A 17,806-nucleotide genomic window follows, 5' to 3' on the forward strand; every position below is an offset into this window, starting at 1 on the left:
TTGAAAAGCTTTTTTTTGTACTACCCCACACTTACTTGCTTTTTTCGTTATTTAATAAATAGATATCACGAAAATATTTAACAATGACTTTTAACACAGCATAAAAAGGAATCCCTAATATCATTCCCATCAAACCAGCTAAGTTCCCAGCAACCAGCAGCAACATTATAATAGTTAAAGGATGAATATCAAGCGACTTACCTATTACATTAGGATAAATTAAGTTTCCATCTACTTGCTGTACAATCACACATACAATTACTACAAAAATCACCATTTTGAAAGAAACTGAAAAAGCAAGGATCAAGGCTGGCAATAACCCTAGGTAGGGTCCAAGATAGGGAATAATATTTGTTGTTCCTGCAAGCACACCCAATAAGAGCGCATATGGCATCCCTATTATCCAATAGCCTAATGACGTAAATGTTGCCACAAAAGTACACTCAATAACTTGTCCTGCTATATACTTAGAGATCGTGTCCCCCATTTTGGATAAAAGTTCTTCAACCTGTTCCGCCCGCTTTGTCGGCATCAATTTTTGGATATTGGGAATTAAACGATGACCGTCTTTCAGCATATAAAAAAGCATAAAAGGGACTGTGATAATGGTTACTGTAATACTGGTAATCATCCCAATTACTGTCCCAAGGCTTTTTGTCAAAGATCCTAGAAATTCAGCAACTGAGTTCATAAAATTCTTTCCAATTTTATCAACATAATCTTGCACATTAAGCTGCCGCATCCATTCGTGATCACTTAAATCATTATATAAATGATTTACACTTTTTTGCAGAATACTCAAATAATCAGGAGTATTCAAAATTAACTGTCCTACTTGGGAGATTAAAAGCGGCACCATAAAAGTAAGCGCCAAAGCGATAATCCCAATTAAAATTACAAACACTAACACCACAGCTAAAGCTCTATTAATGCGAAAACGACCAATATGAAGCTTCATAAAAAAAGCAACCACTGGTCTGAAAAGATAATACAAAAAACCTGATATAATCACAGGAATAAAAAGTGTAGAAATAAAAGTACCCACAGGTTCAAATACAAAGCTGATTTTTGTACATACCCAGATTAAAGTAGCAATAAGCAAAGCTTCTACAGTAAAATACATCATTTTTGATTTTTTCAATTTTTCAAGCATTTTAACACCAGCCAATCACTCATTTCTTAAATACATCAAACACTGTTTCATTTTGATAAAAAAACTGCAATCACAATTAAAAATGTGATCACAGCTTTTCGTGTCATAAACACATCGTTTACAAACGCCGTGACAGCTCAAGATAACGATTATACCAAATTTCGACATATTCTTTCGAAAAAGGGCCCTTCTTATTTTCTATCCAGTCAACAAGTATCAGCACATTATGCTTCAAAATTTTATCTGTTTCTTTAGAGTAATTCCATTTTGCAGCATGCTCTTCATACTCGTCAACATCGAGAAGCCTCTTTTCTCCATTAGGAAAAACCTTGACATCAAGGTCATAATCAATATATTTCAATGCCTCTTTGTCTAGAATTGCCGGAGAAGCAAGGTTACAATAATAAGAAATTCCATTGTCCCTAATCATTGTAACGATATTAAACCAGTAATGCTTATGAAAATAAATCAATGCAGGCTCTCTTGTAACCCAACGACGACCATCAGATTCTGTTACCAGAGTATGATCATTACAGCCGATTAACGAATTTTCACTTGTCTTCAGTACCATCGTATCGCGCCACGTCCGATGTAAACTGCCATCGTGCTTATAACTTTTGATGGTGACAAAATCACCTTCCCTTGGTTCCTTTGACTGACGCATGGAAAAACCTGCCTTCTATAAACACAGGTGCAGTTTCACACCGATATCATAACTATTATAGCAAACTTATAACAGAAATCCCAAAAATTATTTGCTTTAAGCTGATTTTTTTAAAATTTTGAAAGCCCATAATAAAGGCTGGTATCTAGTGTCAGATTAAAAGATCCATGTACGTTTGCTACGTTACTCTGCAAAATCACAGCATTTTTACCATGTACTGAGAGGTCCCCAATCGTCTCATAGCCATATTCACAACCATGAATGTGATATCCAGACTTTATTTTCCTTTTAGTAAATTGTGGCAACTGTGCCAGATGATACAACCCTGCACTGTAATTGTTTTTTGGGGGAAATGTTGTATACAGTATCTTTGTTTCATACGATGTCAGCAACTTGTCGCTCAGAAATCCACTTAGCATTCGGTACAAATCTGGAACACTCATATATAAATTTCCCGTTCCAAGCTCATTAGAATACTGAAACGGTTTTTCTTTAATTTCTTTTAAGAACTTATTTTGTCCTTGCGAATAAGCCAAGGCTTTATTTTGCATCATTTTAGCATTTCCATCAAAAAAATATGTCTCTGTTAGCCCCAATGGCTTTTTAATCATTTTTTCAAAAGACTGCTCATATCCTTGCTGAGTAACCTTTTGCAAAATTCCTGCCAATAAAACATAATTAGCCGGTTGATAATTTTGCTGGCCTATACTTTTAACTTGAATCTGAATTTTTGAACTAGTGTAATTTATCAAAGCATTCGGAGAAAGAACTGTCTGAGGTAAAGTTGAAAGGCTAACCCCGGAAGTCATATTAAGCATTTCTCTGATCGTTACTAAATTGGCAAATTTAATTTTAGGATAGAATTTAGCCAACGTATCACTCAAAGATATCCTCTTCTTTTTTTCAAGCTGCATAATCATCATCGCCGTAGCAGCTTTCTGTAAAGAAGCGATTTGATAAGTGGACCTGCTATCATTTGGTCTTCTTTCCTCAAGGTTTGCGTAACCATAACCTCTTTGATAAACAACCTTGCCATTCTTAATAATCAAGGCTTCGCCAACAAAATTATTTTTCTTCAACTGTTGGTCCGCATACCGGCAAAAATTTTTGAGTGCTGATGCACACTTTTGCTTCTCATCGACCTTTTTTATTTTATTTTTTTCAAAAATAGTTTGCTTCTGCGTCTGCCTATTTGCTTTGTCAAAAAACATTATACTTTTTGACGCAATACCAACTACAATAAATAGTAAAAACAATCTTAAAAATAACTTTTTTTTATTCATAAACTTACTACCTCAAAGTTAAACTTACTCCTTTAAAGCCCTAATTTAACTACAGCTTCACAACGTGCGGTTTGAGGAAACATGTCAATTGGTTGAATATATTCTACTCGGTATACTTTAACCAATTCTTTCAAATCACGTGCTAATGTCGATGGATTACAAGAAACATAGACAAACTTTTTAGGTTGAACTTTGAGAATAGTTTTAAGAAGGACCTGATCTAATCCAGTACGCGGAGGATCAACTACTAATGCATCAGCAACAAAACCTTCCTTTAGCCACCGTGGAATCACTTCTTCAGCCTTGCCGCATTCATACCATGTATTTGTACGCTGATTTAAGCGCGCATTTTCTTTTGCATCCTCAATAGCCGCGGCAGTAATATCCATTCCTCTGACTTCTTTGACGTTATCAGCAGCAAAAAGCCCAATTGTTCCCACACCGCAATATGCATCTATTAGTGTCTCACTGGGTGTAAGGGCCAATGCTTCTGCAACCTTCTGATACATAACTTTAGTTTGAAAAGGATTTAATTGGAAAAAAGCACGAGCAGAAAGCTTAAATTTAACTGTTCCTATTTTATCCATAATAAAGTCCTGTCCAGCAAGCAGTTTTGTCTGTTTCCCCCAAATAAGAGACTCTTTCTTATCATTTATATTTTGCAGAATAGAAACAAGTTGAGGTATCTTTTGCAGCAATTTTTCTATTAACAATCTTTTATGCGGAAATTTGGATGAATTTGTGATGAAGACCAACTGAGCTTGTCCATTTAAAAATGATTCCCGTACTACCAAAGTTTTTATAATACCAGAACTCTGCTTCTCGTTATAAATGGGTACTTCAAATTCTTTAAGCAACTTGCAGACTGTATTTATAATCTTCATCGTCAGCGGCCGTTGTGTACTAAAAGTCGGCAGCGCTACAAGTTGATGTGTTCCTCTTTTATACAAACCGGCTACTACTTCTCCATGTCTGTCCATTCGGACTTGAAATTGTGCCTTATTGCGATATCCATAAGGATTTTCCATTCCTATTGTAGCTTTGAGAGAAAAAGAACGGTACCCCTTTGGCTTAAATTTTTCTAGTGATTGTAAAATAACGTCACGTTTAAATTCAAGCTGTTTTTCATAAACAAGGTGTTCCAATTCTATTCCACCAACATCATAATTGTCTTTTTTTTCAACTCTGTCAGGGCTTTTTTTTCTAAACTTATGAACCCTTGCTAATGCAAAGTGAGGGTTGTTTTTGATTGCTTCGGCAACAATTTCTTCATTCGGCAAAGCATTCGGTACAAAAACGACCTTATGCTTAAAATATCCAATCCCCTCGCCATTAATACCTAACCTTTTAATAGTAAGTGGAAACCGTTGCCCAGGCAAAAGGACGACCCCTACTTGTTTTTTTCTTTTTTCCTGTCGCATTAAAGTAAACTCCTTAATATTATAATATCTAATTATAACACTGTTAAATCTTTTTTTTGAAAGGTGGCTTCATGTATAATAATAGTGATTGAAAAACATTTGGAGGCGTATTTATGACAGCTAAAATCACCAGAATTACAACACAAAAAAGAAAGGGCCGTTTTAATATCTTTCTTGATGATGAATACAGCTTTTCAGTCAGTGAAAACGTACTTACAAAATATCGTTTGCATAAGGGACAAGAAATCAATGCCCAACTGCAAGCTATACTCACAAAAGATGAGACTTTATCACAATTTTACGAAAAAGCTTTAAATTATCTTAGCTATCAAATGCGCAGTGAAAAAGAGCTGCGCTTATATCTTAAAAATCAAAATGCTCCAGTTAAAATAATTACTCAGGTGCAAAAAAAGCTACGCACAGAAGCTCTTTTGGATGATCATAAATTTGCAGCAAGCTATGTCAGAACGATGGTAAAGACAGCTGATAAGGGCTTCAAAATGATTGCAGTTCAGTTGCGTAAAAAGGGAATTTCAGAAGAAATAATCGAAGATGCTGCAACAGAATATGATAGAAATACTGTGAGTGTTAAAGTCAGCAAATTAATTGAAAAATTGATGAAGCAATATCGTAATGATTCTTCAAGTATGAAATTTCGGAAAGTAAAACAGCGACTGCTTGCAAAAGGATTTTCTGTTGATGAAATAAATACTGGGTTAGAAAATACGACTCTTAAAGATGATCCTGAACTTGAAGAGGATGCATTAAATACTCAGTTTAATAAACTTATAAATAAGTACCACTCACTGCAACCGGCTATAAAAAAGCTTAAAATAAAACAAGCTCTTTACCGTAAAGGTTTTAAACTTTCTGATATTGACATTTTATTAGAAAACAAATTTTAATAAACAAAAAAGGCTGGGTCAAAAGTTAACTTTTAACCCAGTCTCTCTGTTTTAATCTAAAATATGCAAATCAACGTGTTTCAACAGTCTGTCTTTTCCGCTTAGCCACGAAATAACTCATAGTCAAATGCAAGACTATATTCGCAATTTGCAGTTAATGCGCGAAGCCTAACGGCTATTGCGCACTAGCTCCTCTATTTGTTGCGTTCTTTATCTGAATGACGCTTTTTAAAAAAATGCTGTATCTTGCCTATTTTAGGCTCTATTTTCTGATACTTTTTTTCTTCCAATGTAGCGTTAAGTACTGCACCTAGCATGATGAGCCATCCAGAATAATTCAGCCAAAATAGCAAAACGATGAATGTTCCGATCGTACCATAACTCAGAACCGATTTAGCAAAATATCGCACATAAATTGAAAAAACCTGCGCAAGTATTATCCATCCAAAAGTTGTTAAAACAGCTCCAGGAAGAATCAAATGAAAATGAATTTTAGCATTCGGTAAAAAATAATATATCAAACTGATGATAAGGAATAACCCCAGCACAGTAACTGGCCACTTAAAAATACTAAAAAGACTGCTAAAATCGGTGGAAAGATGAAAAAGTGGGGTAATATAATCCAAAATAAGCTGACCAAAACTAAACAATGTTAAAATTACAGCAATTAGAATAACAAATACCAATGTCAAAAAAAAGGAAACAAGTCTAACTGCAATTGCGCCTTGTGAACTTTCAACTCCATAAGCATTGTTTAAAGCTAATTTTAGTGCATTAACTCCTTGGCTAGCCGCCCATAAAGCCACTAGCGCACTAATTGAAATCAAACCGCCGCTTCCCTTTTCCAAAAACGAAATAACTATGGGATGAAGCGTATTATAAATAGTATTTGGAACTGCCGTCTGCAAGTAAGTCAAGACAGTTTGAGCCTTGATATTCAAAAGCGGCATCAAATTCCCAATTAAAATAATCGTGGGAAAAATCGCTAACAATGAATAATATGCAATCACAATCGCAGTGTTGTTAATATTAACGGTGGCACTCCTTTGGAGCATATTCTTGACTACATTTTTAACCGCTGTAATCTTTGATTGTTTTCCTTTGATTTCCACCATTTCCCTTCAAACCTCAACTAAAACAGTAACCAAATTATAACATGACCTGTTTAATTACACAGCTAATTGCTACTATTTTGGCTTGAGGAAACTGCTGTAGACGTAACAGGAACTTTCAAAGCTGTTCCACTTGAAATCGTACCGCTTTCTAAATTATTAAGATCCATCAATTTCGTAGTTGTAGTCTGATACTTTGCCGCAATTGCAGAAAGAGTGTCGCCTACTTGGACTACATAAGTTTGATAATTATTCTGTCCAGATGAGCTTTTTTTAGAAACATTACTTGAAGAAACTGTACTTGTTTTTGCACTGCTTTGTTTATCGGCTGCCTTATTTGTACTTTGAGAAACTGCAGCTACACTTTCTACCCCATATTTTCGTTGGGCAATACTTTGTTGTTTTTTATACTCAGCCTTTTGTACCTTAGCTGTATTCCCAAAAGAATTTTGAATACGTGCTCGTACCACACTGCTATTCCATCCAAAATACCCTAGTGTAACGAATATAACTATAAGAACTATAACTCCCATCCAATTTCTACTTTTCTGGCGATTTCTTTTTCGAGCCATTACATTTCCCCCTGCGTGAATTAGTTGTTTGAACTCTACCTTAACAATTATCAGATATAACTTAAATAATTTCAATAAAAACTATTAAGTCATTAAGAAAATTACAAATAATTATTTTAAATTCTACTAAAATTCCATCAGCCTTTGACACTCAAACAAGAAGAATTTTTAAATAAGAATTGAATTGCAAGGATCAGACAAACGTAAATATGCAAAATTCACAGCTGCATCAAATAAGATCTAGCCTTCAAAACACATTTGCTAAGATTCTAAAAGGGGGCTATCCCAAAATACCTCTGGCATAACCCCCTAACTCTACCTTTCAACATCAGAATCAATATATTTAAGATACTGTCTTTTCTGAACTTAAACAAAAATTAGTTAAAGTTTGCATAAGAAAGGATTTACTAAGCGTTTGTTTTATTGTTAGTAAAATAATTATTTTAATGTTTTAGACAATTCTTTGATATATGCCTTCAAATCATCTTTAACTTCTGGATGCTCCAAACCAAATTGAATTGAAGTTTTAAGGTAACCGAACTTATAACCAACGTCAAAACGTTCACCCTTGAATTCATGGGCAAAAACACGCTGAATCTTGTTCAAACGGTCAATTGCATCAGTTAACTGAATTTCATTTCCTGCTCCTGGCTTTTGTGTTTCAAGCATTCCAAAGATTTCTGGAGTTAAAAGATAGCGCCCTATAATTGCAAGATCGCTTGGAGCTTTATCTACAGCAGGTTTTTCAACAAATTCCTTAACATCATAAAGCCCCTTGCTCGTTTCAGAACCGGGATCAATTACACCATATTTATAAACTTCTTTATGCGGTACTTTCATTACCGCTAGAGTAGAAGCATGTGTCTGGTCATAACGATCTATCAGCTGTTTAGTCAAAGGAACTTTATCCCTCATCAAATCGTCACCAAGCATTACAACAAAAGGTTCATTGCCTACAAAATCTTTTGCCATTAATACAGCGTCACCTAAACCTCTTGGGTGAGACTGGCGAATAAAATAAAGATTGATATCAGTTGTTTGCTCGACGAGCTTGAGTAAATCAGTCTTCCCCTTCTCCTTTAGATTCTGTTCCAACTCTGGAACAGAATCGAAATGATCTTCAATAGGGCGCTTGCCTTTTCCGGTAACAACTAAAATATCTTCAATACCTGCTTTTTTAGCTTCTTCTACAATGTACTGAATAGTTGGTTTATCAATAATTGGCAGCATTTCCTTTGCCAAGGCTTTAGTTGCAGGTAAGAAACGTGTACCTAACCCGGCAGCCGGAATCACAGCTTTTCTAACTTTCATAATGTGAGCTCCTTTATCTGTTAGCGTTGTCAAAACACATCTTTTATTATAACACCCCACCCACAGATGATAAACCTATTAAAATTGTCGTCTGCTAGTCAGCTCGTTTATACAAAATTAGATTGTTTCAACACCAAATACATTTTATGAAAAAAATTAACTTTAAGCAAGTAAATATTTTTGATCACGTTCAGGATCTTGTGAAGTTAAAATTTTAGGACCATCTTCAGTAATTGCAAGTGTATGTTCATATTGACAAGAGAAACTTCCATCAGCTGTTCTGGCAGTCCAGCCATTCGGATCATCCATTACCGCTTTCCAAGTTCCCACATTGATCATCGGTTCAATAGTAATAGTCATCCCTGGCCGCAATCTTAACCCCTTTCCAGCTTGACCATAATGCGGTACATTTGGGCTTTCATGCATTGTGGGTCCAATTCCATGTCCAATAAACTCGCGCACATCACCATAATTATTAACTTCTTCAGTATAATGTTGAATGGCAGCTCCAATATCTCCAATTCGATTCCCAACTTGTGCCTGATCAATTCCTAAATATAATGCGTCTTTGGTCACTTTCATCAAACGATCGATTTCAGGTGTTGATTTGCCAACAACATAACTCCAGCATGAATCGCTCATTGCACCGTGATAGTTGACAACCGTATCTACTTTTATAAGGTCCCCATCCTTTAAAATTAAGTTCTTACGTGGAAATCCATGACAGATTTCATCATTAACGCTGACACAAGTTGCATATTTATAACCTTCAAAACCAATTTGTTCAGCAATTGCATCATGTTCTTCAAAATGCTTGCGTGCAAATTTTTCAATTTCCCAACTAGAGATACCTGGTTTGATAATTTTTCTTAAACCAATATGCATCCCAGCAAGAATTGCTCCAGATTTTGCCATTTCTTGGATTTCCCGAGGTGATTTTAACGTAATCATTATCTACAATGCCTCCAATTTATTTTACTAACCTATTATAACCTAAAATGCTAACAATAACTTACCAACTTTAGAATGTAGAGAATAGCTAATTACTAAATGTTATTTTTAGTATTCAGTAATTATCTGCTATAATTAGCCACAGTAGATAGTTGAAAGAAGGAGTTTTATTCAATGACAAAAGCCAAAGTGGTGTTTGCTTCAATCACTGGAAATAATGAAGATATTGCAGATATTGTTTCAGAAGCTCTTGAAAACAAAGGAATAGAAGTTGATACTGAAGAAATTTCCCAGTGTGATGCTTCTGACTTTGAAGATGTTGATATCTGCGTAGTCACACCTTACACTTACGACGAAGGTGCTTTACCGGATGAAGGAATGGACTTTTTTGATGATTTAGAGGAGCTTGATCTTAAGGGAAAAACTTTTGGAGTTGCTGGATCAGGAGATACTTTTTACGGTGAATATTACTGTGTAGCTGTTGATAAATTTGAAGAAGCATTTAAGAAAACTGGAGCAGCGAAAGGAGCAAAGAGCCTCAAAATCAACCTTGCCCCCGATACCGACGAAGATATTGCATCATTAGAAAAATTTGTTGATAATTTGATAACTGCAGCAAAAAAAAATAAGTAATGTAAAAAATGGAGTGAAAAAAGTGAGCAGTAAATTGTCAATTATAGTTCCTTGTTATAACGAAGAAGAAGCTATCCCTCTTTTTTATCCTGAGGTCGAAAAAGCAAAAGAAAAAATGCCGGAGGTTGAATTTGAATACTGGTTTGTTAACGATGGTTCCACAGATAATACTTTGTTGGAACTGAAAAAATTAAACAAAAAAGATCCTCAGCATGTTCATTTTGTTTCTTTTTCACGTAATTTTGGAAAAGAAGCCGGGCTTTTTTGCGGTTTACAGCGAGCAACTGGAAATTACATTGTGGTGATGGATGTTGACCTCCAAGATCCACCTGACTTTTTACCTAAAATGCATCAACTTCTTGCTGAGGGAAATTATGATTGTATCGGTACAAAGCGTGCTGATCGTGCAGGAGAACCACCGATTCGTTCTTTTTTTGCCCGACTTTTCTATAAGCTGATTAATCGTATCTCAGATACAACAATAGTAGACGGCGCGCGTGACTATCGTATGATGACACGTCAAATGGTTAATGCAATTCTTTCAGTTAAGGAATATAATCGCTTTTCAAAAGGAATTTTCAGTTGGGTCGGTTTTAAAACAAAGTACCTTGAATACTCTAACAAGGAGCGCAGTGCCGGAACAACCAGCTGGAATTTTTGGAATCTTTTACAATATTCCATCGATGGCATTGTTGCTTTTTCGGATGTTCCGCTTAATATTGCTGCTTTTACTGGCCTCTTTTCTTTTATTGGTGCTGGTCTTGCAATTATCTGGATCATCACAAGAGCTGTTATTTTTGGTGATCCCACCAGCGGCTGGCCTTCATTGGTCTGTATTATTCTGTTCGTAAGCGGTATTCAGCTTTTTTGTTTGGGTATTGTTGGCAAGTACATCGGAAAAATATTTCTTGAAGTTAAACACCGCCCGCTTTATATCGTTAAAGAAGAAAAATAATAAGTTTCTAAAGTTTGATTTCTGCCTTCACAATCTTCATCTAAGTAATGTACAATACTTGGAGATAGTCGGGAGGCTTTTTTGTGCAGTTTTCTTTTAATAAAAAAAATAATTTTAAGCTTTACCTTAAATATACAATAGTTTTTTTACTGATTGCATTCTTTGTTTATGGAATATATTTCATAACCGGACACTCATTAATTTGGCGTCTAGATGGTGCACAGCAACACGTACCTCTTTTAAGCGAGTTCCGCAAAACGTTACTTTCTGTTATTCAACACCCAGGTAATTCTATTCCTCAATGGTCTTGGAAACTAGGACTTGGCGGAGATCTGTTTCAAATTAATTCATATTATGTTTCAGGGGATATTTTTAATTACCTGATTCTACTTTTTCCAGCAACTAAGATTGTATTAGGTTATCAGGTACTGATTATCTTGCGTCTTTATTGTGCTGGCCTTTCCTTTTGCTACTTTTCTTCGCACTTTAAATTTAATAACTTAGTAATTATAAGCGGCAGCCTTATCTATCTTTTTAATGCTTTTCTTTTATATTCGAATATCGCACAGCCTTTCTTTACCATGCCCTTTATTCTTTTTCCGCTTTTGATAATTTGTATTGAGCGTGTTTTTCGTGGATATTCCAATCTGCCACTCACTATAGTATTCAGTTGGATGCTCTTCAACAATTTTTACTTTGCTTACATATTAGGAATTGGAACACTTATTTACTTGATTCTGCGCTATCTTCTTTACTATCGCAGAAAAATTGTTTTAAAGATTACTTTATTGAAATTGTTTTTAAGCACTATCTCTAGCTTACTGATCACTTCTGCCTTTTTGATCCCTGAGATTTTAGCGGTAACTAACTCTACGCGCAGTTCAAATTCCTTTGCAAATGGTTTGAAAATTTACCCTTTATATTACTATCTTGCATTGCCATCCCAATTAATAAACGGGGGAAATCGCGACTTTTATTTCTGGAGTGCTCTCGGATTTGCAAGCCTTAGTTTTTTTGCTATTTGTTACATTATTTTTAAGCATCGTAGTTACCCGCTGCTTTTTACATGTTTTATTCTTGGAGGTATATTATTACTTTTTCCAGCATTCGGTGCTTTTTTCAATGGCTTAACGTCGCCTTCAAACCGTTGGACCCTGCTGCTAGTTTTACCTATTTCTTTTTCAACCTGTATTCTGATCAGTCATGCGCACGAGCTATCCGCAAAGGTGATAAAATATTTTACAGTTTGTCTTTTAAGCTATAGTTTATTTTTATTAGCAACCTATTTCTTTCAAAATAACGAAAAACTTTTTGTCCCGATTATTTTTCTCTTTATTAGTTATGGCTTGTTGCTTTTTTGTAAAGAAACAGCAAATAAAAAAGCAAACCTGCTCTTCTTGCTATTGCTTATGACAAATACAGCACTTAATGCAATTTACTTTGCTGCACCATACAACGGCGGATACTCAAATGAAATGCTTCCTCAAGGAACATTTGAAAAATTAACTTCTAATCGCTATTCTAACCTAGAAAAAGGGCTGAAACCTGCCAACCAATACAGAGTATCGACTATCAGTCAGAATTATAATTTAGGTACAGGAGCTCATTTATATAACTCACAACCTAATAAACTTAACTCTATTGGTTCGTATTACTCCTTACAAAATAAAAACATTGGTGAATTTGCAAATTCTTTACGTAATAGTCAGTTTGAAGCAAATGTTCCTTTAGCTCAAGTCGGTGACCGTACTATTCTAAATAATTTTTTGGGTGTCCGTTATCTTTTTGTTCAAAAAAATCAACCTAATGAAAACAAAATACCTGCAACCTATCTTTTAGACAAAGCTTCTCCAAAAATTAGCAGTGCAAATCAGAACTCTGCAAATGATCAACAGACCTTACGTTATCGAAGTTCATCCGCTTTTCCTTTAATCTATTGGCAAGATAAAGTTATCGCTCCGCAAACTTATAGAACTTTATCTGCTACTGAAAAAGAAAGGGCACTTTCCAAAGGGGTTTATTTGGATAATAAAGAAAGTAAAGATTATAAAAAGGCGAACCTTGCCAATACAACTGAACCAGTAGGTTATCAGCTTATCTCAAGTCGTGGAAATTTAGTTTCTCCGCAAGATATTACTCGTGAGGATAGTTCTGAGACTTACACGATTATCTTAAAAAATCCTGAAAAATATAAAAATTGTGAATTGCACCTAGAATTTGAAAACATCACATATTCACCCTTTTCGCTTCAAAGACAGGTGCAGCTCGAACTATCTCACCAGAAATCTTTAAACGGCAAATCTCCTGCGCTCAACCAGCAGCTTAATTACTATAGTTATTTACGTTATCACATTTTGGAAGGAACACCGGATAAAAGCTACTCACTAAAGGTAAGTTCTGATAAAGGAACAGAAAAAATCTCACAGCCCAGTCAAGCTGAACTTTCTTTCTACAAATCTGTTAGCAATGGTTTATTAAACCTTGGAACTTTTTCGAAACTACCAGATTCATTGGAATTGACTCCATCAAAATTAGGCAATTATAGCTTTAAATTAAAAATTATTGCAGAAAAAATAGATAAAAAATATTTAAATGAAGTAAAAAAATTGCAAAAACACCGATTGCAAAATGTTGTATTTTCACAAAATAAAGTCAAGGGAGTTATTTCAACTTCAAAAAACGGTATTTTGACGTCTTCAATTCCATATTCACGTGGTTGGAACGCTAATATAGATGGTAAGAAAGTCAAAACACTAAAAACGAACATAGGATTCTTAGGTATTCCTTTAAACAAAGGCAAACATCAAATCATTTTTTATTATCAAACCCCAGGCCTAAAAATTGGTGAAATACTTTCCTTACTCGGTCTTATTTTTCTTGTGCTGTCTATTAGCAAGCAACTGCTCCAGCGAAAGTGCAAAAAATCAAGCAGTATCTGGTAGAATTTTAATCATATAACTTTTTCTGCTAAGACAAAAAATAAAAAAGGCTGGGGCAAAACTTATGTTTTGACTCAGCTTTTTTGTACTCTCTTACAGTTTCCATATTAACATGTTTCAATATTCAGTCTTTTCCGCTTAACCACAAATTACTCATAGTCAAATTCTGACTATATTCATAATTCGCAGTTAATGCTCGAAGCCTAACGACTCGACTATTGGCACACTTCCTTTATTTTTTTGAATTCAACTCATAGTTTCCAAATTAAGGCCCTCATCTTTTATCATCCAGAAAAAAGTTGGACACTTTTAGCATTAAAAACATCATTCAAAAACCATCTGATTTGTATACAGATTGTAATAGAACCCTTGTTGTTTGAGAAGTTGTTCATGACTTCCCTTTTCAATAATTTTTCCATCTTTTAATACAATAATTTCGTCAGCTTCCACTATTGTTTTTAAACGATGTGCAATCACAAAACTAGTTCTGCCAGCTATCACATTATCCATTGCTTTCTTAATCTTTTCTTCAGTAACCATGTCAACATTTGAAGTGGCTTCATCTAAAATTAAAAATGCCGGGTCTGTCAAAAGAGTTCTAGCAATACTAATCAATTGTTTCTGCCCAACAGATAGGATTGAACTTTCTTCATCCACTCTCGTTTCGTATCTTTCCGGCAGGCTTTCAATGTATTCATGAATATGTGCTTGCTTGGCTGCAGCAATCATTTGCTCATCATTAGCCTTTGGCATTCCAAACTTGATGTTATCAGCAATTGTTCCTGTAAAAAGTACTGATTCTTGCAACACTATGCCAATGTTTTTTCGCAACGAAAGCAATGAATATCGACGAGTATCTGCTTCATCAAAAAGTACTTCTCCAGAATTAACATCATAAAAGCGATTCAACAAATTCATTACAGTTGTTTTTCCTGATCCAGTTGGTCCAACTAAAGCAATCATCTTCCCTTTGTCAACATTAATGTTGATACCATGTAAAATTTCCTTATCTGGATCATACCCAAAATGTACATCCTGTAAACGGACACCTTTATTAATCTTCTTTAATTCAATCCCATCTTCTTTTCTATCCTCTTCCGGTTGTTTGAGAATATGGGTTAGTCTTCTAGCTCCTGTGAGTGCAAGCTGAATCATAGAGTACATGGAAGTGATTTGCGTAATTGGCTGAAAATACTGCTGTGAATACTGAACAAAAGTCACAATCAAGCCTAATCCAATCGCCTTGCTAACATCTCCGTTAACAATCATCCACGAACCATATGCAATTACAATCGCAAGGTTCAGCAAGGAAAGCCCCTGCATTACTGGAAAAAGCAGTCCTGAATATAATTGTCCTTTAAACGTAGCACGCCGGACCCTTTCGTTGAGAACTTTGAAATCAGCAATTGATTTAACTTGTAAACCGTTCGTTATAATAATTTTCTGTCCATTGATTTGTTCGTTGATATAACCGTTAAGCGCACTTATTTCATCTTGCTGATTATCAATGTAATAACGTGCTTTTCGAATTATAACAAATGCTACTATGATCACAAAAGGTGTGGAAACCACCGTAGCAAAAGCTAGTTTAATGTTTAATGAAAACATTATCCAAATAACTCCGATGTAAAGAATAATTTGAGAAATCAGCTCAAAAATTGCCTGATTCATTGCGTTAAAAATATTGTCCAAGTCTGAAGTAAAGAGCGATAATATCTTGCCGTCTTGATGACTGTCAAAATAGCGAATAGTCATTTTTTGTAATTTTTTAAATAAGCCGCGCTGCATATTATTACCTGAATAAGCACTGATATAAGATATCCAAAAACTAGCCAATAACATAGCAATTACAGATAACAAAAAAAATAAGAATATTAGCCAAAGGGCATGATGAAAGTCAGCAAAAGAAGCCTGTGAACGTGTTAGAGGGTTACTATAAGCCATCAAATAACGGCTCAAACTGGTCATTGCTTTGCCAAGATAGACAGGGGCCTTAATCTGTGCCCAAGTTGAAATGATAGTGAGTGCTGTAACAAACAGCAGCCCCTTCCAGTATGGCCGCAGATAATGTTTAAAATAATCAAGTGCGTCTTTTAAATTTCTCAATTTTTATCTCACCTCTCCGGTATTTTTTGCTAATTGTGCGGCATAAATATCACGATAAACTTGGGATTTCTGCAGTAATTCTGCATGAGTCCCACTGCTGACCAATCTTCCTTGATCTAAGACCAGAATTTTATCAGCATTGATGACCGAAGCAATTTTTTCGGCTATCATAAAGACAGTTGTTTTTGCTAGTTCACGTGCTAAAGCTTCCTGAACCAACTTTTCTGACTTAGCATCAAGTGCGGAAGTCGAATCATCCAAGATCAAAATATTAGGCTTGCCGACCACTCCACGAGCAATTGATAAACGTTGTTTCTGTCCTCCTGAATAGTTAGAGGAACGTTCCTCTACCCGATGGTCAAATCCTTCTTCAAATTTATTAACAAATTCTGAAGCCTGTGCAATGTTTGCAGACCAACTAAGTTCTTTTTCCGTTGCACCTGCTTTTCCTTGTTTAAGGTTGTCAGCAATTGAACCTGAAAAAAGTATCGCTTTTTGCAAGACAAAGCTGACTGTTTTACGTAGTGATCCTTCATTGACATGTTTCAAATCTTTACCGCCAATATACACTGCTCCTTTAGTGGGATCATACAAACGTGCCATTAATTGAGCCAAGGTAGATTTACCAGAGCCCGTAGAACCAACAATTCCAATAAAATCGCCAGGGTATACACTAAAAGTAATATTCTTTAAAGCAGGTGCCTTTGCATCTGGATAAGAAAAGGTCACATCTTTAAATTCCACACTTCCTAACAGTTCAGTATCTGGGGCAGCAGAGTCAAATTGAACGTCTGGTTTAGTTTTAAGTATTTCTTTAATCCGTCCCAAAGAAATTAGACCACGAGATGAAGAAGTCATTGTCATCGCTCCAATAATAATTGCAAACATCAATTGCATTAAATACGAGATATAAGAAGCGATCGCAGCTAGTTCACCAGGGTGGCTTGTAATTGTGCTTCCCACTAAATAAACAGCTAAAAGAATTAATAAGTTAGCAATTAGCATAAAGCTCGGAATCAATAGTGAAAACAGGTATCCAATAGTCAGGTTTATTCCCCGCAACTGCTTTGCAGCATTAGTAAATTTTGCAATTTCATTTCCTTCTTGGTTAAAAGATTTGACTACCCTAATGCCTTGCAATGATTCTTTTGCAATTAGGTTTAACCTGTCTATCCATTTTTGAAAACGTGTAAATAAGCTGCCCATCCGTGCAAAAACAGCACCAGTAAGCCCCAGAACAAACACAACCAGTAAGATTTCAATCCACCACAAGCGTGGGATTGTTAAAATTCCCAAAATAAAAGCACCAAAAAACAGAATTGGTAACCGTAAGAGCTGAGTAAACATCATAACTACCAAGTTTAAAACCTGATTAATGTCATTAATCAGACGAACTACCAAACTACCTGCTGAAAAGTGTTCAATGTTGCCAAATGAAAAACTTTGAATCTTATCATAAGTCTGCGCACGTAAATCCGTAGCAACAGACTGGGCAATTTTTGAAGCAAAGTACGTGCTTGCAATCCCAGCTGCAATCCCGACTAACGCTAATACAATCAATTGAACACCGTAATTTAAGACTTGCTCTTTCTTATCAGCAATAGTTGCATTCATAATGTTTTGTAAAAGCTTGGGCTGCCACAATGCACTTGCAGAAAGAATTGCAATAGTAATTACAGAGCCTATAATCATAGCGGTGTTCTTTTTGAAATATGGTTTTAAAATATCCATTCCTAGTTTCTCCTAAATTAAATTTCTAAAATACTTTTTATTTGATTTCTCAATAATACTAATTTTACAG

The 17,806-nt window shown here is 35.3% G+C and carries 14 protein-coding genes; 4 read left to right on the forward strand and 10 right to left on the reverse strand.

Translation table 11 applies throughout. The features are described 5' to 3' along the window. Positions 1–31: 31 nt before the first annotated feature. The 4 genes from FD46_RS00985 to rlmD form a co-directional block, all read right to left on the reverse strand. Positions 32–1,153, reverse strand: coding sequence for an AI-2E family transporter (locus FD46_RS00985; protein WP_057895347.1), 1,122 nt, complete (start codon positions 1,151–1,153; stop codon positions 32–34). 118 nt (positions 1,154–1,271) lie between these two features. Then, a complete protein-coding gene (gene ntdP, locus FD46_RS00990) occupies positions 1,272–1,817 on the reverse strand; it encodes a nucleoside tri-diphosphate phosphatase (protein WP_057895320.1) in 546 nt (181 codons plus the stop codon). Between the two features lie 110 nt (positions 1,818–1,927). After that, the gene (locus FD46_RS00995; RefSeq protein ID WP_057895321.1) at positions 1,928–3,100 is read right to left on the reverse strand and encodes a serine hydrolase domain-containing protein; all 1,173 of its coding nucleotides are present in this window, start codon (positions 3,098–3,100) and stop codon (positions 1,928–1,930) included. A 32-nt stretch (positions 3,101–3,132) separates the two neighbouring features. Beyond that, on the reverse strand, positions 3,133–4,521 hold the full coding sequence (gene rlmD / locus FD46_RS01000; protein ID WP_057895322.1) for a 23S rRNA (uracil(1939)-C(5))-methyltransferase RlmD: 1,389 nt from the start codon (positions 4,519–4,521) through the stop codon (positions 3,133–3,135). Between the two features lie 113 nt (positions 4,522–4,634). On the opposite strand from rlmD, the gene recX reads away from it, so the two are divergent. After that, positions 4,635–5,426: a recombination regulator RecX gene (gene recX, locus FD46_RS01005; protein ID WP_057895323.1), complete on the forward strand. Its 792-nt coding sequence runs from the start codon at positions 4,635–4,637 to the stop codon at positions 5,424–5,426. Positions 5,427–5,620: 194 nt separating this feature from the next. On the opposite strand, the gene FD46_RS01010 is transcribed toward recX, so the two are convergent. The 4 genes from FD46_RS01010 to map form a co-directional block, all read right to left on the reverse strand. Continuing rightward, positions 5,621–6,541 carry a YihY/virulence factor BrkB family protein gene (locus FD46_RS01010; RefSeq protein ID WP_083479327.1) on the reverse strand — a complete coding sequence of 307 codons (921 nt, stop codon included), beginning with the start codon at positions 6,539–6,541 and terminating at the stop codon, positions 5,621–5,623. Between the two features lie 62 nt (positions 6,542–6,603). After that, the gene (locus FD46_RS01015; RefSeq protein ID WP_057895324.1) at positions 6,604–7,110 is read right to left on the reverse strand and encodes a LysM peptidoglycan-binding domain-containing protein; all 507 of its coding nucleotides are present in this window, start codon (positions 7,108–7,110) and stop codon (positions 6,604–6,606) included. Positions 7,111–7,548: 438 nt separating this feature from the next. Next, a complete protein-coding gene (gene galU, locus FD46_RS01020) occupies positions 7,549–8,421 on the reverse strand; it encodes a UTP--glucose-1-phosphate uridylyltransferase GalU (RefSeq protein ID WP_057895325.1) in 873 nt (290 codons plus the stop codon). 162 nt (positions 8,422–8,583) lie between these two features. Further along, complete coding sequence (map, locus tag FD46_RS01025; protein WP_057895326.1) at positions 8,584–9,372, reverse strand: type I methionyl aminopeptidase; 789 nt, start codon at positions 9,370–9,372, stop codon at positions 8,584–8,586. Between the two features lie 174 nt (positions 9,373–9,546). Here map and FD46_RS01030 point away from each other — a divergent pair, with 174 nt between their 5' ends. The 3 genes from FD46_RS01030 (at position 9,547) to FD46_RS01040 (ending at position 13,902) form a co-directional block, all read left to right on the forward strand. After that, a complete protein-coding gene (locus FD46_RS01030; RefSeq protein ID WP_057895327.1) occupies positions 9,547–10,005 on the forward strand; it encodes a flavodoxin in 459 nt (152 codons plus the stop codon). 22 nt (positions 10,006–10,027) lie between these two features. Further along, complete coding sequence (locus FD46_RS01035) at positions 10,028–10,960, forward strand: glycosyltransferase family 2 protein (protein ID WP_057895328.1); 933 nt, start codon at positions 10,028–10,030, stop codon at positions 10,958–10,960. 83 nt (positions 10,961–11,043) lie between these two features. Beyond that, entirely contained in the window at positions 11,044–13,902 is a 2,859-nt protein-coding gene (locus FD46_RS01040; RefSeq protein ID WP_057895329.1) for a YfhO family protein, read from the forward strand. A gap of 321 nt (positions 13,903–14,223) precedes the next feature. Here the strand turns inward: FD46_RS01040 and FD46_RS01045 are convergent, their stop codons facing one another. Then, on the reverse strand, positions 14,224–16,005 hold the full coding sequence (locus FD46_RS01045; protein ID WP_057895330.1) for an ABC transporter ATP-binding protein: 1,782 nt from the start codon (positions 16,003–16,005) through the stop codon (positions 14,224–14,226). A 3-nt stretch (positions 16,006–16,008) separates the two neighbouring features. After that, positions 16,009–17,736, reverse strand: a complete 1,728-nt coding sequence (locus FD46_RS01050; protein ID WP_057895331.1) for an ABC transporter ATP-binding protein — start codon at positions 17,734–17,736, stop codon at positions 16,009–16,011. Between the last annotated feature and the right edge of the window lie 70 nt (positions 17,737–17,806).

Source organism: Liquorilactobacillus oeni DSM 19972, assembly GCF_001436275.1.
Lineage (GTDB): Bacteria > Bacillota > Bacilli > Lactobacillales > Lactobacillaceae > Liquorilactobacillus > Liquorilactobacillus oeni.

Coding starts and splice junctions, on each gene's coding strand:
- FD46_RS01030 (WP_057895327.1), top strand. CDS start 9,547: ATGACAAAAGCCAAAGTGGTGTTTGCTTCAATCACTGGAAATAATGAA.
- map (WP_057895326.1), bottom strand. CDS start 9,372: ATGATTACGTTAAAATCACCTCGGGAAATCCAAGAAATGGCAAAATCT.
- FD46_RS01050 (WP_057895331.1), bottom strand. CDS start 17,736: ATGGATATTTTAAAACCATATTTCAAAAAGAACACCGCTATGATTATA.
- FD46_RS00995 (WP_057895321.1), bottom strand. CDS start 3,100: ATGAATAAAAAAAAGTTATTTTTAAGATTGTTTTTACTATTTATTGTA.
- recX (WP_057895323.1), top strand. CDS start 4,635: ATGACAGCTAAAATCACCAGAATTACAACACAAAAAAGAAAGGGCCGT.
- FD46_RS01010 (WP_083479327.1), bottom strand. CDS start 6,541: ATGGTGGAAATCAAAGGAAAACAATCAAAGATTACAGCGGTTAAAAAT.
- ntdP (WP_057895320.1), bottom strand. CDS start 1,817: ATGCGTCAGTCAAAGGAACCAAGGGAAGGTGATTTTGTCACCATCAAA.
- galU (WP_057895325.1), bottom strand. CDS start 8,421: ATGAAAGTTAGAAAAGCTGTGATTCCGGCTGCCGGGTTAGGTACACGT.
- rlmD (WP_057895322.1), bottom strand. CDS start 4,521: ATGCGACAGGAAAAAAGAAAAAAACAAGTAGGGGTCGTCCTTTTGCCT.
- FD46_RS00985 (WP_057895347.1), bottom strand. CDS start 1,153: ATGCTTGAAAAATTGAAAAAATCAAAAATGATGTATTTTACTGTAGAA.
- FD46_RS01015 (WP_057895324.1), bottom strand. CDS start 7,110: ATGGCTCGAAAAAGAAATCGCCAGAAAAGTAGAAATTGGATGGGAGTT.